Annotated in this window: 15 protein-coding genes and 5 pseudogenes; 9 read left to right on the top strand and 11 right to left on the bottom strand. The window is 60.9% G+C overall.

From position 1 onward, the window contains the following. Nucleotides 1-2 precede the first annotated feature (2 nt). From LGH82_RS03330 to LGH82_RS03310, 5 genes are all read left to right on the top strand, one after another. The gene (locus LGH82_RS03330; RefSeq protein WP_227347284.1) at nucleotides 3-461 is read left to right on the top strand and encodes an RrF2 family transcriptional regulator; all 459 of its coding nucleotides are present in this window, start codon (nucleotides 3-5) and stop codon (nucleotides 459-461) included. 49 nt (nucleotides 462-510) lie between these two features. Continuing rightward, complete coding sequence (locus LGH82_RS03325) at nucleotides 511-744, top strand: hypothetical protein (protein ID WP_227347283.1); 234 nt, start codon at nucleotides 511-513, stop codon at nucleotides 742-744. A gap of 124 nt (nucleotides 745-868) precedes the next feature. Then, a complete protein-coding gene (locus tag LGH82_RS03320) occupies nucleotides 869-1,444 on the top strand; it encodes a sterol desaturase family protein (protein ID WP_227347282.1) in 576 nt (191 codons plus the stop codon). 40 nt (nucleotides 1,445-1,484) lie between these two features. Then, the gene (locus LGH82_RS03315) at nucleotides 1,485-2,192 is read left to right on the top strand and encodes a CBS domain-containing protein (protein ID WP_227347281.1); all 708 of its coding nucleotides are present in this window, start codon (nucleotides 1,485-1,487) and stop codon (nucleotides 2,190-2,192) included. 244 nt (nucleotides 2,193-2,436) lie between these two features. Then, a complete protein-coding gene (locus LGH82_RS03310; protein WP_264484357.1) occupies nucleotides 2,437-3,384 on the top strand; it encodes an HAD-IC family P-type ATPase in 948 nt (315 codons plus the stop codon). Between the two features lie 5 nt (nucleotides 3,385-3,389). Here the strand turns inward: LGH82_RS03310 and istB are convergent, their stop codons facing one another. Next, entirely contained in the window at nucleotides 3,390-4,283 is an 894-nt protein-coding gene (istB, locus tag LGH82_RS03305) for an IS21-like element helper ATPase IstB (RefSeq protein ID WP_227344001.1), read from the bottom strand. After that, nucleotides 4,280-5,755, bottom strand: a pseudogene (gene istA / locus LGH82_RS03300) (IS21 family transposase). Before istA ends, istB begins: the two are co-directional and overlap by 4 nt. A 190-nt stretch (nucleotides 5,756-5,945) precedes the next feature. On the opposite strand from istA, the pseudogene LGH82_RS03295 reads away from it, so the two are divergent. Beyond that, nucleotides 5,946-7,715 (top strand): annotated as a pseudogene (locus LGH82_RS03295) (cation-translocating P-type ATPase); the annotation flags it as partial. 305 nt (nucleotides 7,716-8,020) lie between these two features. On the opposite strand, the gene LGH82_RS03290 reads toward LGH82_RS03295, so the two are convergent. From LGH82_RS03290 to LGH82_RS03270, 5 genes are all read right to left on the bottom strand, one after another. Next, the gene (locus LGH82_RS03290) at nucleotides 8,021-8,296 is read right to left on the bottom strand and encodes a hypothetical protein (RefSeq protein WP_227347280.1); all 276 of its coding nucleotides are present in this window, start codon (nucleotides 8,294-8,296) and stop codon (nucleotides 8,021-8,023) included. 663 nt (nucleotides 8,297-8,959) lie between these two features. Continuing rightward, a complete protein-coding gene (locus LGH82_RS03285; RefSeq protein WP_227347279.1) occupies nucleotides 8,960-9,325 on the bottom strand; it encodes a DUF1772 domain-containing protein in 366 nt (121 codons plus the stop codon). 562 nt (nucleotides 9,326-9,887) lie between these two features. Beyond that, nucleotides 9,888-11,387, bottom strand: a complete 1,500-nt coding sequence (locus tag LGH82_RS03280; protein ID WP_227347278.1) for a catalase — start codon at nucleotides 11,385-11,387, stop codon at nucleotides 9,888-9,890. A 283-nt stretch (nucleotides 11,388-11,670) separates the two neighbouring features. Continuing rightward, nucleotides 11,671-12,619, bottom strand: a protein-coding gene (locus LGH82_RS03275) for an IS630 family transposase (protein WP_227343924.1) whose coding sequence is annotated in 2 segments (ribosomal slippage) — nucleotides 11,671-12,277 and nucleotides 12,276-12,619 — 951 coding nt in all. Because the reading frame shifts where the segments join, the coding sequence is not laid out codon by codon here. A gap of 1,581 nt (nucleotides 12,620-14,200) precedes the next feature. Next, nucleotides 14,201-14,437, bottom strand: a complete 237-nt coding sequence (locus tag LGH82_RS03270; RefSeq protein ID WP_227347277.1) for an AMP-binding enzyme — start codon at nucleotides 14,435-14,437, stop codon at nucleotides 14,201-14,203. A gap of 453 nt (nucleotides 14,438-14,890) precedes the next feature. Between LGH82_RS03270 and LGH82_RS03265 the strand changes: the two genes are divergently transcribed. From LGH82_RS03265 to LGH82_RS03255, 3 genes and pseudogenes are all read left to right on the top strand, one after another. Beyond that, nucleotides 14,891-15,163, top strand: coding sequence for a helix-turn-helix domain-containing protein (locus LGH82_RS03265; protein ID WP_227347276.1), 273 nt, complete (start codon nucleotides 14,891-14,893; stop codon nucleotides 15,161-15,163). A 138-nt stretch (nucleotides 15,164-15,301) separates the two neighbouring features. Next, nucleotides 15,302-16,048, top strand: a pseudogene (locus tag LGH82_RS03260) (YoaK family protein); the annotation flags it as partial. A 77-nt stretch (nucleotides 16,049-16,125) separates the two neighbouring features. Continuing rightward, a pseudogene (locus LGH82_RS03255) lies at nucleotides 16,126-16,893 on the top strand (NAD(P)/FAD-dependent oxidoreductase); the annotation flags it as partial. Nucleotides 16,894-16,937: 44 nt separating this feature from the next. Here the strand turns inward: LGH82_RS03255 and LGH82_RS03250 are convergent. The 4 genes and pseudogenes from LGH82_RS03250 to LGH82_RS03235 all read right to left on the bottom strand — a co-directional run. Continuing rightward, complete coding sequence (locus tag LGH82_RS03250; protein ID WP_227347275.1) at nucleotides 16,938-18,305, bottom strand: NAD(P)/FAD-dependent oxidoreductase; 1,368 nt, start codon at nucleotides 18,303-18,305, stop codon at nucleotides 16,938-16,940. Further along, a complete protein-coding gene (locus LGH82_RS03245; protein WP_227347274.1) occupies nucleotides 18,302-18,604 on the bottom strand; it encodes a (2Fe-2S)-binding protein in 303 nt (100 codons plus the stop codon). Before LGH82_RS03245 ends, LGH82_RS03250 begins: the two co-directional genes overlap by 4 nt. Then, on the bottom strand, nucleotides 18,601-20,586 hold the full coding sequence (locus tag LGH82_RS03240; protein ID WP_227347273.1) for a hydantoinase B/oxoprolinase family protein: 1,986 nt from the start codon (nucleotides 20,584-20,586) through the stop codon (nucleotides 18,601-18,603). The genes LGH82_RS03245 and LGH82_RS03240 overlap by 4 nt, the downstream gene beginning before the upstream one ends. A 4-nt stretch (nucleotides 20,587-20,590) precedes the next feature. Then, nucleotides 20,591-21,616: pseudogene (locus tag LGH82_RS03235) on the bottom strand (hydantoinase/oxoprolinase family protein); the annotation flags it as partial. Between the last annotated feature and the right edge of the window lie 24 nt (nucleotides 21,617-21,640).

Here is a 21,640-nt window from a genome sequence, read left to right as displayed (position 1 = left end):
CGATGCGGTTGACCAACTTTTCCGATTATGCGCTGAGAATGCTGATGTACGCGGCGGCTTCGGGCGGTCGGCTCATCACGATCGAGGAAGCTGCGCGCGTCTTTAACGTGTCGAGGACACACCTCAACAAGGTAGCCAACGCTCTTACGCGCAGCGGCTACCTAAAGGCCATCCTCGGTCGTTCCGGAGGCTTGGTTCTCGGGCGCCAGCCCGAACTGATCCGCATCGGCGACGTCATACGGCTGACCGAGCCGGATTTCGCGCTCGTAGAGTGCTTCGCCACGGGAAACCAATGCGTGCTCACTCGCTGTTGCAAGCTTTCGGGCATGTTTGGCGAAGCGATGGCCTCTTTCCAGAACACCCTTGACCGCTACACGCTGGCCGACGTCACGCTGATGCCGGAGGACTTCCTTGGCGGGCCGCTGCCTGGTCGCAACGGCGCGCAGCGGGATAGCGGATAACGCTCTGTCCTTTCTACGGCTGGAGACAGAGCGACTTGTGACGCGAAGAATGAAGAGCACCACCATCTGTCTCCGATTTGGAGACAGCCGCCACGGTCAGTACATCGACGACGTGCTTTTCCTCGGATGGAGACGAGCCATGATTGAGCCGAAGAAGAACGAAAAGCGGGCAATAAAACAGTTTGAATCTGGTATCGATCAGGACAACAGTTTGCTGCCGATGTTGATCGGCGGACTTGTCTTAATAGTTGTCGGCGCGATCGTGGTCATGATGTTTGTCTAGTTTTGGGGGCGAGGCAGCGAAGGTTCGACCAACAGACCGCCCTACGCTCTTCGATCAGAATGCCGTGTGGGGTGCGACATCCCCGATGCGATGCCTCCGGAAGCCAGGAACGAACGGGTCTGAAATGCAGTTGAGCCCGATTGGTTACTACAGCGACTTCGTCGTTTACCCGCTCTTGATAGCAGCCCTCGCAGCTAGCGGCCTGGCTGAAGCCGGATTGAGCGGTGCGGCCAGGTGGATCGTCACTTGCGGAGGCTTTGTTGGATTGTGGAGCCTGATTGAATACTGGCTTCATCGGGCGGTCTTCCACCACGCTCCTTTAATTAGGGATTTACACCACGATCATCATATCAACGAGACCGCATCGCGCGGTACGCCTTCGTGGCTGAGCCTTTCGGCTCATGGGTTACTGGTGTTCCTGCCAATATGGCTCCTCACAAACTTCGCAATTGCCAGCGCCGTTTCTAGCGGCTTGATGATCGGTTATTTGTGGTACGTCTGCATCCACCACATCCTTCATCATTGGCACCCCCCGCATGCAGGCTATGTCTATAGGCTGAAGCAGAGGCACGCCCTGCACCACCATATTGACGGCGACGGAAACTTCGGCGTGACCACTGGGCTTTGGGACAGAACGTTTGGCACAGCCACAACCAAGCAGACAGCCGGACGTTCAGTAACCCGAAGTCCTCGATTGTGACCGAAAGCCGCGGCAGTTGTTTGCTTGAAGGAGATGAAACATGCAGGTCCAAGCAGTAATGACATCACCTGTTATCGGCATCGAACCGTCCGCGTCGATAGCCGACGCGGCACGGTTGATGCTCTCCAGGAAAATCAGTGGCCTTCCTGTCATTCGGGGCGATGGCACGCTGGTGGGAATCATCAGCGAAGGTGATTTTCTCCGCCGGATAGAACTGGATACGAAACGTACGCGCTCGCGTTGGCTTGAATTTCTTCTCAGTCCCGGAAAAGCCGCCAATGAATATGTTCACGCCAACGGACAGCGGGTCGACGAGGTGATGTCCAACAGTGTCGTCACGACGACTCGCGAAGCATCGCTCGTAGAAGTCGTTGAACTCATGGCCCGCCACAATGTCAAACGCCTCCCGGTGATGGAAGACGGGAAAGTTGTCGGCATAATCGCTCGCTCCGATCTTCTGCGTGCATTGCTTCGAGTCCTTCCAGCGCAGGGTTCGACGGACGTCAGCGACGAGCAGATCCGCCAGAATATACTCGCAGAACTTGCCAGCCAAACGTGGGCTCGTAACAGCCTGGTTCGCGTGAACGTAGACAAGGGCGTCGCGGAACTGAGCGGACCGATCTTTGACGAACGTGAGCGCCAGGCGGCGCTTGTCGCAGCCGAAAACATCGCGGGCGTCAAGGCCGTGACGGATCATCTCCTATGGGTCGACCCCCTATCCGGCATGATGGTCGATCCGCTGGCTTGAGACATGGTCCCGACCCGATCGCTGCGGCGAGCCCGGAGAGTTGAGGGCGGGTGTGGCCGTAAAGAGCCTGCCTAGCTCCAAAAGCGCCTTTAGACGCGGCGTCAGCTTCGGGGTTCTCGCTGCGGGCCGATTGGCTGCCGAAACGCAATTACTTGATTTCCTTCAAAGCGGCTGTTGAGACGGTCTGGTAGAGGCCGGTGCGAAGTGGTCCGAAACTTTCTCGCTCTGGAAAAGGAACGCCGTCATGCAGCACAAGGGGGCTCAGTCGCCGGCACCCAGCACCGCAAGGCCGGCAGAGGCCTATTGGTCACGGGCGGCGGCCGATTTATTAAGCGCGCTTGGTACCAGCGCTGCGGGTCTCCCTCCCCCCGAAGCGGCAAGCCGCCTCGCCAAGGGCGGACCGAATGCGGTTGGCGACGCATCGAAGTCCACCGCCATCGGCACGTTCATCCGTCAGTTCAGAAGCCCACTGGTGCTCATCCTCGTTTTCGCGGCCGGCGTCTCGGCGGTCTTGGGTGACGCCAGCGACGCGGCAATAATCGGCTTGATCGTGCTTGTAAGTTGCTTCCTGAGCTTCACCCAGGAATACGGTGCTTCACGCGCGATGGACGCGCTCAGGCAACGCGTATCGCGCAAGGTTACGGTGGTTCGCGATGGTGTGGAGGCAATTGTATCAGCTGAAGACATCGTGCCCGGAGATATCATCAGACTCTCGGCCGGTAACCTGATCCCCGCCGACGGCATCATCCTAGATGCCCGGGATTTCAACGTCAGCGAAGCGACGCTGACTGGCGAGACCTTTCCGGTCGTCAAGGCCCCCGGCCAGTCGCCGGTCGATGCGACGATCGCGCAGCGCAGCAACGCCGTCTACACCGGAACCTCGGTTCGCAGCGGCACCGCGACAATCCTGGCCGTTCAGACCGGCGGACGGACGGAATTCGCAAGTATCACGGCCGCAATCGAGCGGCGCGTTCCAGAAACCAACTTCGCCAAGGGGATTCGTCGCTTCGGCTATCTCATGACGCAAATCATGCTGGCGATCGTCATCGTCGTCTTCGCCGCCAATCTGCTCTTACACCGGCCACTCATAGACTCCCTGCTTTTTTCACTTGCACTTGCGGTCGGGCTGACGCCTGAACTGCTTCCCTATAGCGCGACGATCTGGATGAGACGTGAGCGGCGATCTGGATGAGATTCTCAGGTCGCGGTCACGTGCAAATTATCATGCTGATTGTCGCTGGCAAGGCCTTCATCTATTTCTGATTGCCGCTCCGCGACAAGTTCGTGTTTGTTCTTGATTGTCGCGTAAGAGGCTGGCCTGCCGCGCTGGCGTTTGGCTTCCATGGCGGATCTGCGCCGGTAGCTTTCGACGTTCATCTCGAAGATCGTTGCGTGGTGAACAAGTCGGTCCACTGCGGCGAGGGTCATGGCGGGGTCCGGAAAGATTCTGTTCCATTCTCCGAAGGGCTGATTGGCGGTGATCATGATGGAACGCCGCTCATATCTTGCGCAGATGAGTTCGAAGAGCACGCTCGTTTCGGCCTGGTCCTTGGTGACGTAGGCCAGATCGTCGAGGATGAGCAGATCGAACTTGTCGAGCTTGGCGATGGCGGCTTCGAGCTGCAGCTCTCGCCGCGCGATCTGGAGCTTCTGCACGAGATCGGTGGTTCGGGCGAACTGCACGCGCCAGCCGTTCTCAATGAGGGCGAGTCCGATCGCTGCCGCAAGATGCGACTTTCCGCCACCGGGTGGGCCGAACAACAGGATATTGGCGCCCTTGGCGAGCCAGCTGTCACCGGCGGTCATGGCCATGACCTGGGCCTTGGAGACCATGGGTACGGCGTCGAAGGCGAAGCTGTCGAGCGTCTTTCCGGGCGGCAGATGCGCTTCGGCCAGATGCCGTTCGATCCTGCGATGTGCCCGTTCGGCCAGCTCATGCTCGGCGATGGCCGAGAGGAACCGGGCGGCGGGCCACCCCTCTCTATCGGCCTGCTCGGCAAATTGCGCCCAGAGCGTCTTGATCGTCGGTAGCCGGAGTTCGTTGAGCATGATGCCGAGGCGGGCTTCGTCGATGGTGTGGGCGTTGCTCATGCGACGTCTCCCACATGGGTTGCCCCGATCAGGGCTTCATAGCCGTTAAGGGAAAGCGAGTTTGCACCAAGACGGTCGGCAGCCGTGCGGGGTCCGGGCCGAGGAGGGTTCGCAAGACGGCAATATCGGGCAGGTCGCCGGCGTCGAGGGTCTCGGTGAGTTGCTCGGCAAGCTCACGCTCGCAGCCTCGATCGTGGGCCAGCGCCAGCAGATCGACCATGATCTTGCACGCCTGCCTGTCCGGCAGCCGCTCAATGAGCTCGTCGAAGGCCCTGCGGTATTCCTGCCGCGGGAAGAGCTTGTCACGATAGACGAGATTAAGAAGCGCCATCGGCTTTTTGCGCAGGGAATGGATGACGTGCCGATAGTTGACGACCTGATCGTGCCTCCCGTCGGCATGGCCTCGGCCCCTGGGCAGCGTCATCAGCTTTGTTCCTCCCATAAAGACCTCGAGGCGATCATCGAACAGGCGGATGCGAAGCCGATGTCCGATCAGGCGGGAGGGAACGGTGTAGAAGACCTTGCGCAAGGTGAAGCCGCCGGTCCGCGACACGGTGACGACCACCTCCTCGAAGTCGCTGGTCCGCTGGTCTGGAAGTTCCTGCAGTTGAGGGCGTTCGGCATCGATGCGCTTGCCATGATTGGCGTTGTGCCGGCTGACGATCTCGTCGATGAAGGCTCGATACGCGCCGAGATCGTCGAAAATTTCTGCTGCCGCGCATCAGAAGGGCGTCACGGATGGCATCCTTGAGATGGCCATGGCTGCTTTCGATCGAACCGTTCTCGTGCGCGATGCCCTTGTTGTTGCGGGTCGGCGTCATGCGGTAGTGCGCGCAAAGCTCTTCGTAGCGATGCGTGAGATCCTCCTTCGCATCGGCGCTGAGGTTGCGGAAAGCCGCCGACAGGCTGTCGCTGCGATGATAGAGCGGCGCTCCCCCAAGCGACCACAGCGCGTTCTGCAGTCCTTCGGCCAGGGCCACGAAGCTCTCGCCGCCGAGAATGACATGGGTGTGTTCAAAGCCGGACCAGGCGAGCCGGAAGTGGTAGAGTAGATGATCAAGAGACTGGCCGGCGATCGACACGTCAAGGCTGCCCATGTCGGTAAAATCCGATAGCCCGAGTCGGCCGGGTTCGTGAAGCTGGCGGAAGATAACCTCCTGCTCTTCGCCGTGGATGGCACGCCATGACCGGATGCGCCGCTCCAGCGTTCGGCGAATGCCCGCGCTCAGTTCCGGGTGCCGCCGCAGCATCTCCTCATAGATGGCGACAACACGGATGCCTGGCGCCGCCTTCAAAAGGGGAACGACCTCGGCATCGAAGATATGCTCGAGAGGGTCAGGCCTCCGCCGGCCACGAGCCTTTTGCTTTTGCGATGGCAGGTGCGCGTCCGTCTTGATGCGATAGGCCGTCGCCCTGCTGATCGACGCCTTGGCGGCGGCGACCTCGATAGAATTGTTTTGTCGGTACTTCATAAAAAGCCTCGTCTGATGATCGGTTACATGGCGACCCGGCACAAAGATGGTTCTCCATTCCAGAAAACCACCAAGCTACCGGGCCGACCGCGATCATAAGACGCTGAAAAATTGCGCGGCGGCGGGGGTGTAACTCCGGTCGGGCTACGCCCTCCCTTCGTCACACCCCCGCCGCCGAGTCTCATCCTGATTGACGCTGAGTCTCACCTTGTTTGTCGCCGCGCAGCTTCCCGCCATTATCAGCGTAACGCTGTCGCGCGGCGCCCGCGCCATGGCGGCCGACGGCGTTATCGTTCGACGGCTGGAAGCAATCGAGAATCTGGGCAGCATGGACCTGTTGTGCACGGACAAGACAGGCACGTTGACTGAAGGCGTCATCCATCTCGACGGCTGCTACGATACGGAAGGCAAAACCTCGCCCGAGATTCTGCGGTGGGCCTGCCTCAACGCCACATTGCAAACAGGACTCCAAAACCCGCTGGATGGCGCCATCGCCGCAATCCCGGACGCAAAGGCCAGCCTTTCGACATACGCGAAGGTGGATGAGATCCCTTACGACTTCATCCGCAAGCGGCTGTCCGTCGTCGTCAGGCAAGAGGCTTCCGCCTGCAAGGATCTCATGATCTGCAAAGGAGCGGTGCAGAACGTGCTCGAGGTCTGTTCGTCGGTACTTGCCGGCACGGAAAGCTCGCCGCTAGATGACAAGCATCGGGCGATGATCTACGCGCGTTTCCAGGCATGGAGCGCGGAGGGCTTTCGCGTGATCGCCGTCGCCGTCAGCCATCTTGCGCGGCAATCCCGCTATGTAAGAAGCGACGAGAAGGATCTCGCCTTCGCCGGCTTCCTGTTGTTCCTCGACCCGCCCAAACCAGGAATCAAGGAGACGCTTGCAGCCCTTGGCAAGTGCGGCGTCGCCGTCAAAATGATAACTGGCGACAACCGCTATGTCGCCGCGCACATTGCGACCCAGGTAGGCCTCGGCGCCGGCAAGATCATCACCGGCCAACAACTGAACACCATGACAAAGAATGCACTGCGCGCGCTCGCTCCAAAAACGGACCTGTTCGTCGAGATAGACCCCAACCAGAAGGAGCGCATCATCGAAGCGCTCCGCAGCCGTGGCCATGTTGTAGGCTACCTTGGCGACGGCATAAATGATGCGCCGGCCTTGCACGAAGCAGATGTTGGGATTTCGGTCGACAGCGCGGTCGACGTCGCGCGCGAAGCGGCGGACCTGATCCTGCTCAAGCGCGACCTCGGCGTCCTGCTGCGCGGCATTGACCACGGCCGGAAGACTTTCGCCAACACCATGAAATACGTCTCGATCACGACCAGCGCAAATTTCGGCAACATGATCAGCATGGCCTTCGCATCGCTGTTCCTGCCCTTTCTGCCACTGCTGGCCAAGCAGATACTCCTCAACAACCTTCTGTCGTCCCTGCCCTCGCTCGCGATCGCCGGCGACAACGTCGACGTCGAGCAGACCAGCACGCCACGGCGATGGGACATCGGCGCCGTTCGCCGTTTCATGATCGGCTTCGGCCTTGTCAGTTCCCTGTTCGATTTCCTGACTTTCGGCTTTCTGCTGCTCGTCTTGCACGCGACGGTCGACACCTTCCGCACGGCATGGTTCGTCGAATCGCTCCTGACGCAATTGGCTATCGTGCTCATTGTCCGTACCTATCATGCGTTCTGGCTGAGCCGCCCGAGCCCTCTTCTGTTCGCACTGACGCTCGGTGTGGCGCTGGTTGCCATCGCGATCCCTTACGTGCCATTGGCTGGCTGGCTTGGGTTCGTTCCGCTGTCATTTCCCACGGTGGGCGGCATCGTTGCTATCACCTGCCTTTATCTAATCGTCTCAGAGGCTACGAAACGCTGGTTTTTCGAGCGGGAGCACCGAAAGCGAAGTGTCGGCCACGTGCGCGCGCCGCTTAGAAGCGTTCGACGCCTGAAGAAGTGAAGAATTCCGCGTCGAGCGGGCGCGAGATTCGCGACTGTGACAGCCAACCGCAAAAGCAGCACCAGTCTTCAGCCTTCACCGATGCCGACGAAGTGGAAGCCGGTTCCCGCCCCTCGCGGCAGAGCTCCGGTTCCACTACACAGCTCTGCAGAATGCCTATGCGGAGATGCTCACCGTATAGCCTCAATAATCGCTTCGCTGAGCGAGGCCTTGCGTGCATTGCCGGGCGACTCCTTCAGCGCTGCCTTTCGTCTCGCAACAATACCGCGTCGGCGGTGACGCGTTCTCATTCAGGAGGGCCAGGATTATTTCTTCAATCTCTTGAGAATGTCGTCTTTGTCGAGCCTGTCGGCAGCATCCTTCATGATCTTGAGCGCCTCCTCTTGGGTCATCCCAAATTTCTTCGCCAAGTAGGCAACCTCGCGGGCTTTTTCAGGCGCGAGATGGTGCGCTTTCACCACGTCGTGCTTTGATTTCTTTCCGCCCACACCAGTGTTCCGCCAGACAATTGTCACGGCATAATAACAAACGCCAGAACGAAGCGCCAACGCGAACGTGACCCAACACACAAGGCGCAGCAAGCCCAGTTCGATACCCGGCGGACTTCAGATGAAGCTTCATTATGAAGCTCACGGGATTCGGCTCAGCGTCATAAGACTGCGCGAATGAGCCACATGGCGACTTCGTATTGGGCTCAAATGCTCAATAAAAAAGGCCGGACTGTTAAGCCCGGCCAATTATGAAGGTTAAAACCTCCAGAGGGGAACGCGTCAAACGAATGGGAGGAGACGTTTGACGCAACACATACATGGGTCCGTATGCGTGACGCTTCAACGATTCCATGTGGGTCATTGTCGCCGTTTCATTGGGCCAAGGATACACCTCGTCGAAACGAATGACCGACAACGTCACCGCAGCTCGCGGCGCTCCGAACGCTTAACGCGAAGAGCAAGGAGCCGGCCTTCGCGTTCTAGATATTGGCCTCACATAATCCATTCACGGAAACGAACAGCTGCTGCTATTCTGTTTCGGGGAGGGTAGCGTCGCAGATGCAAACCCCATCTTTCGGGCTATAAAACAAGGCCACGAGTCCTTTATACTGTGCACAACACCACGAATGCTTACCGTCGAACCGAATGTCCGGGTCGCATCGGTCGAGCAGGTCAAGGTGAACATAGAGAGCCTACGGGCAGCTGTGGAAGAGTAGTGACCTCAGCACCCGCCCGCCAATTCTTATACCACGATCAAATTCCGAGACGGCCGACAGTAAGCAGCGATAACATCAGCGCTACGAAACCAGCCAACTTGAGCGTCGCGACCGCTATGTGCCCGGTCTCCCAGCGCAGGCGAATCGCCTCGAATTCCAGGGGAAACGCGCTGACACTCCAGGTGGCCATAATGCTGTTTGCCCCCTGGACCCAGAAGTACCAGACAACGAGGGCCAACAGATAGAGCACGGTCGCGGCGACGGCATAGGCGAAGACTGGACTGTCACTGCGCATCAGCCATGCTAGAATGGCCGGAAATAGGATCGCGGCGACGTCAAGCGGCTCCCCAACGGCCGCGAACACCCAGAACTGCTCATTGTAAACTGTGGTTTCGCGCCACAAATCTGGCGACCATCGCGCTAGGCGCGGTGCCGACTCTAGAACATGGGCGAACGATGGCCCAAGGCTTAGCGCCGCGACCGTGGCGGTCACTGTAGACCAGAAAAGCAGCGAACCGTGTAATTGCATACACCCCAACGGCTTACGGTCGATATTGTTCCTTCACGCAGGGGGTATAGCCAAGCAGAACCAACTGGACAAACCGACCATGAACAGAAACGCTATATTCGGCTAAATGAGGGTGAATGCGCCGATAAGAAGCGCTCCGAGGCCAATCGTGACTTATAAGCCGTATGGTGAAATCCATCGGGTCAATCTGTCCGGCGTTTCGATTTGGGCGAGAGGATCTACACGGATCAGGCCGGCGACTGCATTTGGACTCCTACAGACAGCTTGGACCACCAGCCGCCGCGCCGCGAAACGTCAGCCCTCGCCGCATGATCGCTCCGTGTTCTCAAATGTCGGACAAAATCGCCGCTTTCGTGTCATGAGGCCTGGTAGAACAACAAGCCTGCCTGTCGCATCGAATGGACGCAGACAGGCAGCCAGCATTCGCGCGTAGCCATCAGCCTTCGACCATGCCTTCGGCAGGCTTCGGAGCACTGCCCGCGCGAACCTTGTCCTCGATACGCTGGCCAGTACTCGCATCGACCTGCTTCCAATAGGCAAACGCCCGTTCGAGCACCCCGCTGTGAACGCCGCCCAGTAGGCTACCGGCGACCTGATCGACGAACTGGTCGCGCTGCGCATCATTCCAGACGTCGCGTACGAGTTGGCCGGGCTGGCCGAAATCGTCGTCGTCGGTATGCAGGCTGTAGGCGCTGCGCACCATTTCGCCATCAGTCTCCCAGCCATCCGCTACCGGGCCGGTTTCATCGGCCCAACTGCGCCCGCTGCTGTTGGTTGCATAGACCGGCGCGTTGCCGGCGTGGTCGAAGGCCATCTGGCCGTCGAACATGTAGGTGTTGACCGGCACCTTCGGGCGGTTGACCGGCAATTGGTGAAAGTTGGCTCCGATGCGGTTGCGCTGCGCGTCGTTATAGGCGAAGGCGCGGCCGAGCAGCATCTTGTCGGGCGACAGGCCGATGCCCGGGACCGTGTTGCCCGGCGAGAAAGCCGCCTGCTCGATCTGAGCGAAGAAATTCTCCGGATTGCGGTTCAGCGTCATAGTGCCGACCTTGAACAAGGGGTAGTCTGCATGCGACCACACCTTGGTCAGGTCAAACGGATTAAACCGATAGGTCTTCGCCTCGGCATAGGGCATGACCTGCACCGACAAGGTCCAACTCGGATGCGCGCCTCGCGCAATCGCCTCGAACAGATCGCGGCGATGGAAGTCGGCATCGCTGCCTGCAACGTCCGCCGCCTCGGCGTTGTTGAAGAACGCCATGCCCTGGCTGGTATGGAAATGATATTTGACCCAGAATTTCTGGCCTTTGGCATTGATCCACATGTAGGTGTGGGAGCCGTAGCCGTTCATGTGACGCCAGGTGCGCGGTAGGCCGCGTTCCCCCATCAGATAGGTGACCTGATGGGCGGTTTCGGGGTTGCTGGTCCAGAAATCCCACTGCATGTGGTTGTCGCGCAAGCCCGAGTCTGGAAGTCGCTTCTGGCTGCGGATGAAATGCGGGAACTTCATCGGATCGCGCACGAAGAACACTGGCGTATTGTTGCCGACGAGGTCGTAATTGCCTTCGTCGGTATAGAATTTCAGCGAGAAGCCACGCACGTCGCGCCACGTGTCGGGGCTTCCTGACTCGCCGGCCACAGTCGAGAACCGTGCAAGCATGTCAGTATTCGCGCCTCTCTGGAATAACGATGCCTTGGTGAAGGCAGACATGTCCTCCGTGGCTTCAAACGTGCCGAACGCGCCCGCTCCCTTGGCGTGAGGTTGTCGCTCTGGAACCTTCTCCCTGTTGAAATGCGCCATCTGCTCCAGAAAATGTACGTCGTGCAGCAGCAGAGGACCGTTTGATCCGATTGACAGGGAGTTCCGATCACTGGGCGCTGGTGCACCACTACTCATGGTCGATCCGGTGCTCTCCTTCTTATCCAAGTCGCTCATATCGTCATTCCTTTCCGGACCGCCTCCAGCTCGTCTCCAAAATATCTCTGATTTTTGCGGTCATAGGTCCGCAATTATTTCAACGTCAAATTAGACCGATAAAGAACGCGGAACTGCGGCGATACGGGCCGCCCCATCGCCTGCCCCGGGACAGTGAGCACAGAGATAATCTGTTCGATTTCGACGCCACGTTCCAAAAGAGCGGCATTGAGCGCCACAACAGTGTCATCCGCGTAGAGTTCTCGAATTCTAACAGTTTGAGTTAAACTAGAGCAGAATCTGATCATTCCGGCTCATATCCTGTTGCGGCGAAGTAGTTGGCGCACTCGGTTGGTGTGAAGCAAGGCAGTGCGGCGCTGATGGTATCCCACAATTCCGCGACGGTTCGTGCGGCGGCTTTGCGTAGAATCGATTTCAGCTTGGAAAAGGCGTTCTCGATCGGGTTGAAGTCGGGGGAATAGGGCGGGAGGAACATCATCCTTGCGCCGGTTGCTTCGATCGCCACACGGGCGGCTGCGCTTTTGTGCGCCGGCAGGTTGTCGAGGATCACGACATCGTCGGGCCGCAGCGTCGGCACGAGAACCTGCTCGACATAGGCGACAAACCATTCGCCAGTCATCGGGCCGTCCAGGACCATTGGCGCGGTCATGCCAGTGAGGCGCAGGGCGCCGGTGAACGTCGTCGTCTTCCAATGGCCATGCGGGATTGGCGATCGGCACCGCATCCCGCGCTTCGTGCGCCCCCGCAGTCGAGCCATCTTTGTCGAGGCTCCGGTCTCGTCGATGAAGACCAGATGCTCGGGATCAAGATCGGGCTGGGCGTCGAACCAGGCGTTTCGTCGCGCCGCCACGTCTGGCCGCTCCTGCTCGCTGGCGTGCGCCGTTTTTTTTGAAGGTCATGGAGTGACGATCGAGAAACCGCCAGATCGTGCTCGTCGCAAACGACGCGCCATGCTCCTGTCGCAGCAACTCGGCGAGTTCGACCAGCGTGATGTCCACCCGCCTCTCGATCGCCGCCAGGATGATGTCGCGATACGCTTCAACGCGGTGGGACCGCCTGTCGCCGCCCTGCGGCTTTGCGCAGGTGGCTCCGGTCTCGCGCCATTCCCGGACCCAACGCACCGAGCTTGCCGCCGCCACGCCAAATCGCGCCGCTGCCGCCCGTCGCGACAGGCCGCCATCAACCGCTGCGACCACCCGAGCCCGCAAATCTTCCGATAAGGATTTCGCCATGCCATGCCGGCCTCCGAATCCAGCAGATATGCTGAATCAGATTTCCAATCCCAACGAAACCCCTATCGATTCTATCCGCTCGGATTTTGCTCTAGTTTCTTCCTTTTCAAGGGGCATGACAAATACTCCAGGAGGATTTCTAGAGGGATAGAGACGCGCAAATAGCGACTGCCGGCACGGTGCGGCCGAGCGCCTCCGCGACCGCGAATATGGTGTAAGCTTGCTCCGCAGCAGAGGCCGATGTAGCGCACGCCGATGTCGAAGGCCTCACGTGCGGATTCACTCGTAGCGGTTGCAGATGAACGGATCGAGGCGGTCGAGAACAGACCGTTGCGCGGACGGTCTGTTCGTCTCATCTTAAGATGTGCGTACAGCAGGTCATTGAGACGCGGGTACTGCCGCGCGCGCGACGTCAAGTTTGACAGAGACACCACGCTTAGCGGCTGCGGATACGACAATCTCCTCTAATTCCCGATCGGTCGCATCGCAATTTGGCAGACAAAGACGCATCGCCTGGATCGCGCGAGCCGTCGACAAGAATCCCGATTTACCTCTGGACCGCACATAAGCGTCGGCCACCTCACTTGTTGAACGCATTGCGAAAAAGAGAGAAAGCGCCATTTGAGAACTCCAGTCCCGGCAAACAAACACCGCAGGCGATCACACTGATCACCTCATTACATTCAGAGCATGTCTAATTTCGCAGCAGGAATCGTTGCTCGTTACATCATGACAGCAACACTCCCTTGGCTCCGACGTGTAGTACAGCTGAAAACCTATTGTCTCTTGTTGCATAGGTATTGTCTCTCATTAATTTTACAAATGAATTTCGTTGTCATTTAGCCGCAGTTTTTTTGTTTCCACTATTCGAGAAGGCCAATCCCGGGATCGCGTTCGGATACCATCGGCCGGTTCGATCAACGTGCTGACTGAACGGTGACCGGCAGATTTCGGCGCGCAACCGTGTTCATCGGCCGTCAAGACCTCGCTTTTGCGGCGACGCACGGTGCTTCGGCTACGCGCCTTGGCTCTTCAGTTTCATCCTGTCGGGCATGGCTCTGACAACAGAGACGTCACGCCTCGATGAACAAATCGAAGGCATGGGCGACGGCATGCCAGAGACCTATAGGCAACCGTAAGCTGCGGACTCACGCTTCGACGACAGCGAGACGGTTCTCGATCAATGCCAGCCAATTTTCTCGTTCGTGATATACTGCATAGATCATCGCGATATCCAATTCCGCTATGAAAACAGTATATATCCGTCCCTGCCCTTTAACCTCGTCAGTCCCTGAAGCTTGTTCCCGAGTCTATACGTAGGTGCTCTGCGTATTTATAGATTCGATCCTCAATCTCGATGGCTTCATCGTGAGACGGGACTGACATTGGCTCCGGGGTCATGTTTGCCCCCGGGCGACATGCCTTGCCGTGCTTCTGAACATGGAGCGCGTCTTCAGCGGCCGCGCTGGCCTTCTCCAACAACGCGCTGTGTCCTTTATCGAGGACGCAACGACGCCGGGATCGGCGAGTGTTGAAATGTCTCCAGTCGTTCGATCGTCCTCAGCGATCTTCCGCAGGATTCTACGCATGCACCGTTGCCGCAAGTTTGCGTCTCATGTCGATGTTTTCTTGCTCGTCGAGCTTCAGCGTCGCGAACGCGTAGATGCCCTGCCCTTTCATGCTGTGGGAAATGCGGACCGCGGCGGCTTCCGCCATGCGTGGATTGGCGACGAACGCGCTCTCGATTTCGGCGGTCCCAACCTGTGCCCTGAAACGTTGATCGCGCCCCGAGGCGTCCGGCGATCCAGTGGTACCCATCCTCGCCCCTTTGAGCGCCGTCCCCGGTGAAGACCGCCCGGATGTCGCGCAAATATGACCGCCACCAGAATCTTCCGCAACCCATGGATTGTTTTTGATTATTCAGAACGACAAGAGGGGTGCCGTTGCTGTCTTTGACCTTCATGATTTCGCTTCCTGCTTTTGTGCATTCAACCCGTTGAGGAGACCGGCGAGTTCCTCTGCATCGGGTCGGTTCATTCCAATGATAGTTCGGCTGCCCATCTCGGCGGGCCGCCCGGTACGTGCATCATTGACGGTCCAAGTGCCAGTCGGCTCCCGGCAGGGTTTGTAACGTTGAGTCATCCGGACACGATAATCGTTGAGCTTCTCCGTGCCAAGGGCGGATCATTATTTTCCGCTCTGTATTGATGTTTTATGCGTCAATGATACCATGAAGAATATCATTTCTCATACTCAGACACTGATGCCTCGATGATCACCGCTTCCCAGCTTCGTGCCGCCCGCGCCCTTCTCAACATCGATCAGAAAACCCTGGCGGAAATGGCGGGCGTCTCCCTGCCAACGATCCAACGAATGGAGGCCAGCCAAGGCAATGTGCGAGGCGTTGTCGACAGTTTGATGAAAGTGATCAACGCGCTGAACCGCGCGGGTGTTGAACTTCTCAGCGAACATGTGCGCAGCGACGATGGTGGTCGTGGCGTGAGGTTCCGGCATCCGGACACGCTATTGGGCAAGCCGAACTAGATCATGCAAAGTGGGCCTTTGGCGCCCCGCGCAATCACCGTCTTTCGTCTTCTTTTCCTTCCAGAAACACCCAATGAGCCTCTCCCTGCACGTCGACTTGTGGTTCCGCTTCCCCACACGGAAGGGCAGGGTTCGCTCATGATCCTCTATCTACGTCGGCTTGCCGGGAAGGAACGGAGTGACAGGACCGATCGACATCTCGCCCGTTTCCTGACCTTCGTCGCGGGGGCGGCCAATGCTGGCGGATTTCTGGCGGTCCAGCAGTATACGTCCCACATGTCAGGCATCGTCTCGTCGATGGCTGATCACTTGGCACTCGGCAACGTCGAGCTCGCGCTTTCCGGATTCGGGGCCTTGCTGTCGTTTGTCTCAGGCGCGGCGTGTTCAGCGATGCTGATCAATTGGGGGCGACGGCAGCACCTGCAGAGCGAATATGCGTTTCCGCTTGTCCTGGAAGCGATCCTGCTGATCTGTTTCGGCCTTCTCGGTAGCCATCTCGCGCGTCATGAGGCGCTGTTTGTGCCAATGACGGTGATGCTGCTTTGCTTCATCATGGGGTTGCAGAACGCCATCATCACAAAGCTATCGGAAGCCAGAATCCGGACGACGCATATCACTGGACTGGTGACGGACATGGGCATCGAACTCGGCAAGCTGCTTTATTGGAACATCTCGGGAAGTGACTCGGACGAGCTGTTCGTGAAGGCAGATCGAAGGAAGCTGAGACTGCTTGCATCGCTTGTTGCATTGTTCTTTGTCGGCGGTGTCATCGGCGCTGTGGGTTTCAAGCACATCGGCTTCGCAGCAACGCTGTTTCTCGCAGCCATTCTCCTCGTGCTGGCCTCCATGCCGGTCTTGGAGGATGTCTCCGTTCGCATGAGGCGGCTTCGGCAATAGCTCTACAGAGCTTCGCCAGGTACCGGATTTGGCAGCACATGCGCGAGGCGCAGTTTCTCAATTTCGGCATCGAAACCGAGGGCTGGCGCCTGCGCGGCGTGGTCACCGAAAACGGAACGATCCGGACCAAGGCTGCGGTGCTGGCCGGCGGCGCATGGGCCTCCTCCTTTTGCCATCAGTTCGGTTTCCGCTTCCCGCAGGCATCGGTGCGTTCGTCCATCCTGTCTGTCTCGCCCGGTGCGGAGGGCCTGCCGGATGCGCTGCACACCGCGAAGATTTCGGCCACGCGTCGCGGCGACGGCGGCTACACACTCGCCATAAGCGGACGCGGACGCGTCGACGTGACGCCGCAGCAGCTGCGCTTCTCGTCGCAGTTTCTGCCCATGTTCCTGAAGCGCTGGCGAAGCCTCGGGCCTGGCGGCTTGCAAGGCGCGCGTTCGGGCCATGAAACGCTGCGGCACTGGCGGCTCGACCGGCCAACGCCGATGGAGCGGATGCGCATCCTCGATCCGGTTCCGGATCAGGCGACCATTCGCCTGACCCATGCCCGCGCGCTCGAGCTGCTGCCGGCACTGCGCCAGACCAGGATTAGTGGCGCCTGGGCCGGCTATATCGACAGCACGCCAGACGGCGTGCCCGCCATCGGCGAGGTACACAGCGTTCCAGGCTTCTTCCTCGCCGCCGGATTTTCGGGGCACGGCTTTGGCATCGGGCCAGGCGCCGGGCACCTCGTCGCCGATCTGGTGACCGGGTCGGAACCGATCGTCGATGCGATATCCTATGATCCGCGACGCTTCGATGGTTCGGCCTGGGGCAAGGTCGCGGATTTCTGAGATGTCATGCATGCCGACATCGGAGCGCGGCTTTGGCAATCGCATCAGTCCTCTCGGAGAAAGGCGCCGACAGGCGCCGGCCGGACAGGGGCTTGTCCGCGAAACCGGCCGACGACATCAGGCGCGCAGCCGGCTTGCGCCGCGACGAGTTCAACGGCAGCCAACTGGCAAAAGCGCCCCTGGCAGCGCCCCATGCCGGCGCGCGACAGCGACTTCACCCTGTTGGCCTCGCTGCCGCCGAAATCCGCTCCCTCGCGCACCGCTGCAGCCGTGACGTTTTCGCAGCGGCAGACGATCGCATCACCGGGAAGTGTCCGCACCATCGCCGCCGGGAAGGGAAAGGCGCGAGCCAGACCGCAGGCAAAGCGTTCGAGCCGAGCGAGCTTGCGCAGATCGGCGCCGGCGGACGGCGGCTGATAGCCGAGATCGGCAAGACACGCCGCCGCGGCAAGGCGTCCCGCGATCTCCGCGCCATCGGCGCCGAGAATACGGACCCCATCGCCCGCAAGGTAGACGCCGTTGCCGGCCCGGCCCATTTCGTCGGTCTTCGGCAGCCATTGCTGCCATTGCATGTCATAGATGAAGGCGCATCCCGCCAGATCGGCGAGATGTGTCTCGGCCCGCAGGTGCCAGCCCATGCCGACCATGTCGCACGGCGTGAGGCGCTGCCGGCCGCCGGCATCGCGCCAGCGCAGGGCTGCGACACCCTGCTCGTCGACCTCGATCCGCTCCGGCGTCACGCCCGCATGATAGCGGCGGCCGAGCCGCGCCCGCAGGGCCAGGCCGCGCAGTGCGACGACCGGCCGGGCGGCAAGTCCCGAGAATCCCCGCATTTGCTGGTACCACGAGGAAGTATCGAGCACCGCCGCCACATCAGCTCCAGCCTCGACCAACTGCGTGCCGACCAGCGTCAGCAAAGGCCCCGATCCGATCAGGACGATCCGCCGCCCCAGCGCCACACCTTGTGCCTTCAGCGCGATCTGTGCCGCGCCAAGGCTGAAAACGCCGGCATTCTGCCAGCCGGGGACCGGCGCGATGCGGTCGGACGCGCCGGTGGCGAGGATCAGGCTGTCATAGCCGATCACCTGCACGCCACCCTCCCCCAGCACGTGCAGCCGCCCCGCATGCACGGCGATGACCGAGCTGCCCGCGCAATGGGTGAGCAGCCCGTCTTCGGCCAGCCGGTCGAACAGCGTATGCAGCGCGCGCGCCTTCGCCGCCTCCGACCCGTAGAGCTGCTCAGGCGTGCGGACGAACCCGGCAGGCGGACGGCGATAGATCTGCCCGCCCGCGCGATGCGCTTCGTCGATCACCACGGGGTGCAGCCCGGCCTCGACCAGCGTTGCCGCCGCCCCGATGCCGGCGGGACCGGCGCCCACGATCACGATCCGTGGCGATGTCGTCTCGCTCACGGCCAGCTCTCCGGTGGCGTCGTGCGCAGCCGCATACCCTCAACGATAAGGGTTGTGCACGCGCGCAGACGCTGCCCCTCATCCTGCCATATCCAGCAATCCTGGCAGGCACCCATCAGGCAGAAGCCGGCGCGCCGCTCGGATCCGAACTCGGACCCCCGCAACGTGTGTCCGGAGGCCAGCATCGCCGTCAACACGGTGTCGCCCGCCAGCGCGTGACGCATCTCACCGTCGAGAAAGAACTGCACTTGTGCCCGATCGCGCTCGGCCAGTCGGACGATGCGACCGGCGGTGTTCATTCGGCTGCCTCTTGTATCGGGTGAGGACGAGGCAGTTCGGGGAAGCGTTCGCAGACAGCATCGAAGGCCGCCTCGACGCCCTCCGGCCCCGCGCGCCCTTTCATGCGGCGGAATATCTCGGTCTTGGCGAAGAAGCGCCAGTGGATCGGCAAAGCGTCCAGCACGACGTGGAGCCGGTTGTAGGCCGTCGGCGTCCACTGCGCTTCGTAGCCGTCGCGCTCCGGCCCGAAATGGAAATGGCCGGCTGATGGCTTATGCCCCGCGCGCAATTGCTCCGTTGCCTCCCCGTCGATCTCGCCGCCGCGAATGACGACGCCATAGTCGCGCTCAGCCGCTGCCGGCGAGATGTAGCCGCGCCGCACATCCTGCGCGACCCGCCAGGGCTCGCGTTCGTGCGGATCGCCGCGCCCGCCGCCGCCAGCGGAGCGGATTTCCAGCACGTCGCCGGGCTGCAGGACCGCCGTGTCGATGTTGCCCAACCGCCGCTCGTACCCGGTTCCCGGATTGACGACCATGTCGGACAGGCCGGCCGCCTTGCCGCCGAGCACTCCCCAGGGCCGGAAGAAGCTGCGGTCGCGGTTGCGCGCCGTGATCCGGGAGTCCGGGGCGAAGACGCGGAAGGCCATCTCTGTCGCCAACCCGCCGCGCCAGCGACCCGCGCCGCCGCTATCCCTGGCGAGCCCGTATTTCACGAACTCGACCGGGGTCTCGGTCTCGGTGATCTCGATCGGCGTGTTCTTGAGGTAGGCAGCGTCGGCGCCAGATCCGTTGGTGCCATCGCGATGCGGCATGGCGCCGCCGCCGCCCACCACGGGGTTCACCGCCGCGATGACGCTCCGGCTGGTGCGCTCGTCCGTAGTCATGACGTTGATAATGCAATTGTTGCCGGCCGGAGCCGCAGGCAGGCGCTCCGGCACTGCCTGCGAAAAGGCGCCGAAGATCACCGACCTCAGCCGGGAGCAGGTGAGCGAGCGCATGCCCACTGCGGCGGGATGGACCGGGTTCAGAACCGAACCTCGGGGCGTGATGCAGGTGAATGGCCGGGTAAGGCCCGTGTTAAGCAGGATCTTCGGGTTGAGCGTGTAAAGCACATAGTAGACGCCGATGAGCAGCATGGTGTGGCGCGGGTCGCCGCCCGAGGGCACGTTCAGCGAAGAGCCGAGCTGCGGATCGGAGCCGGTGAAGTCGAGCACCGCCTCGTCGCCTTTGATCGTCAGCGTCAGCTTCAGCCGGCACGGATTGGCCTCGACCGAATCCTCATCGGCATAGTCGGAGAATTCCCATGTGCCGTCGGGCATGGAACGCAGCACGTCGCGCGCCTGCGCCTCGGCGTGGTCGAGAAGTGCGGCAACGCCTTCGACGAAGCCGGCCTTGCCGAACTTCCGCACCATCGCCTGGATCTTGCGCTCGCCGGTGTTGAGCGCGCCGACCAGCGCCTTGATGTCGCCGATGTTGAGATCGGGCTTGCGCACATTGGTGCTCATGATCCGCAGGATCATCTCGTCGAAGATGCCCTCATTGACGAGCTTCATCGGAGGAAAGCGGATGCCTTCCTGATGGATTTCGGTCAGCGCCCGGCTCAGTGAAGCCGGTACCGCGCCGCCCATGTCGGTGTTGTGGATGTGCCCTCCGGTCCAGGCGACGATCTCGCCATCGACGAAGACCGGCTTCCACAGATGCGTATCCGGCGCGTGGGTGGCGACATAGCCTGAATAGGGATCGTTGGTGAACGCAATATCCCCCGGCCGGTAGTTATCGACCATCGCAATCGCGCGGCGATACGAAAGCCCGGGATACCAGGTTGCGCCGAGTTCCATCGGGACGGCGAAGGTCGCGCCGGAACGGTCCATCAGCATCACCGTAAAATCCTGCGTCTCCTTGACGAAGGCGGAGTGTGCGGTGCGGTGCAGCGTATGGGCCATGTTCTCGGCGGCGGCGCGGGCATGGTTTGCAAGAACCTGAAGGTTTGTGCGGTCAAACATGACGTCACTCCGCGAAGGTCAGATGAAGGTTGAGGTGGCGATCGACGCGGGCCTGCGTTCCCGCCGGGATGGCGAAGGTCGTGTCTTCCTGCACCACAATGGCGGGCCCGCGGAACGTGCAACCCGGCACGAGCGCCTGCCGGTCGTGGAGGTCGACCGTCTCGACGCCCAAGCCCGTAAAGACCGGAAGCCGGCGCGCCGGACTGGCGGGGACATCGACCTCGTCGATCTCCGGAAAGGAGAGAGCCGGCCCCGCGCCGACGGCGGACAGCCTGATATTCACAAGCTCGATCTCGCCGTCCGGGTCGTGGAAATCGTAAAGCTGCTGATGGGTGCGGTGGAAGGCCTGCTCGATGGCGGTCGCATTGCCGTCAGTCAGCCATTCCGGCGACAACACGACCTCGATCTCATAGCTCTGCCCGATATAACGCATGTCGCAGGAGAGATTGAGGTGCGCGGCCGCATCATGCCCCTGCGCCGCGAGCCAGTCGCGGCCCTCTTGCGCCAGCGCCGCGAAGGCATCGCGGATTACGGGAAGCGACGCGGCCGACAGCGGGCTGAAGACGGTGCGAATGAAGTCCCCGCGCAGATCAGCCACCAGTCCGCCGAGCGCCGACACCACGCCCGGGCGGCGTGGCGCCATGACGCGCTTCATGCCGAGTTCGCGGGCAAGAAAGGCGCCGAGCATCGGGCCGCCGCCGCCAAACGGCATCAGCGTGAAATCGCGCAGGTCGACGCCGGCGCGCGAAGCAAGCTTCTCGACCTCGACGAACATTTCCGACACCGCGATGTCGAGGATCGCTTGCGCGGTCTGTTCGACCGGGCGGCCAAGCCGCGCCGCAAGCTCGCCGACCGCGCGTTGCGCCAGTCCGGTATCGATGCTGAGCTGGCCATAGGCCATCTCGCTGTGGCCGAGCCATCCGCACACCACCATGGCGTCCGTCACCGTCGCTCGCTCGCCGCCACGGCCGTAGCAGGCCGGCCCCGGTGTCGAACCAGCCGATTCCGGCCCGACACGCAACACACCCTGGACTTGCTTCGGTAAAGTGGAGAG

It is taken from the genome of Mesorhizobium sp. PAMC28654 (assembly GCF_020616515.1).
Lineage (GTDB): Bacteria > Pseudomonadota > Alphaproteobacteria > Rhizobiales > Rhizobiaceae > Mesorhizobium.
This window is presented reverse-complemented; position numbering and strand designations above follow the sequence as displayed.

Excerpts from the sequence above, each read along its gene's own strand:
- istB (WP_227344001.1), bottom strand. The coding sequence starts at position 4,283 with ATGAGCAACGCCCACACCATCGACGAAGCCCGCCTCGGCATCATGCTC.
- LGH82_RS03265 (WP_227347276.1), top strand. The coding sequence starts at position 14,891 with ATGATCACCGCTTCCCAGCTTCGTGCCGCCCGCGCCCTTCTCAACATC.
- LGH82_RS03325 (WP_227347283.1), top strand. The coding sequence starts at position 511 with ATGAAGAGCACCACCATCTGTCTCCGATTTGGAGACAGCCGCCACGGT.
- LGH82_RS03310 (WP_264484357.1), top strand. The coding sequence starts at position 2,437 with ATGCAGCACAAGGGGGCTCAGTCGCCGGCACCCAGCACCGCAAGGCCG.
- LGH82_RS03330 (WP_227347284.1), top strand. The coding sequence starts at position 3 with ATGCGGTTGACCAACTTTTCCGATTATGCGCTGAGAATGCTGATGTAC.
- LGH82_RS03315 (WP_227347281.1), top strand. The coding sequence starts at position 1,485 with ATGCAGGTCCAAGCAGTAATGACATCACCTGTTATCGGCATCGAACCG.
- LGH82_RS03280 (WP_227347278.1), bottom strand. The coding sequence starts at position 11,387 with ATGAGCGACTTGGATAAGAAGGAGAGCACCGGATCGACCATGAGTAGT.
- LGH82_RS03270 (WP_227347277.1), bottom strand. The coding sequence starts at position 14,437 with ATGGGTACCACTGGATCGCCGGACGCCTCGGGGCGCGATCAACGTTTC.
- LGH82_RS03320 (WP_227347282.1), top strand. The coding sequence starts at position 869 with ATGCAGTTGAGCCCGATTGGTTACTACAGCGACTTCGTCGTTTACCCG.
- LGH82_RS03240 (WP_227347273.1), bottom strand. The coding sequence starts at position 20,586 with ATGTTTGACCGCACAAACCTTCAGGTTCTTGCAAACCATGCCCGCGCC.
- LGH82_RS03245 (WP_227347274.1), bottom strand. The coding sequence starts at position 18,604 with ATGAACACCGCCGGTCGCATCGTCCGACTGGCCGAGCGCGATCGGGCA.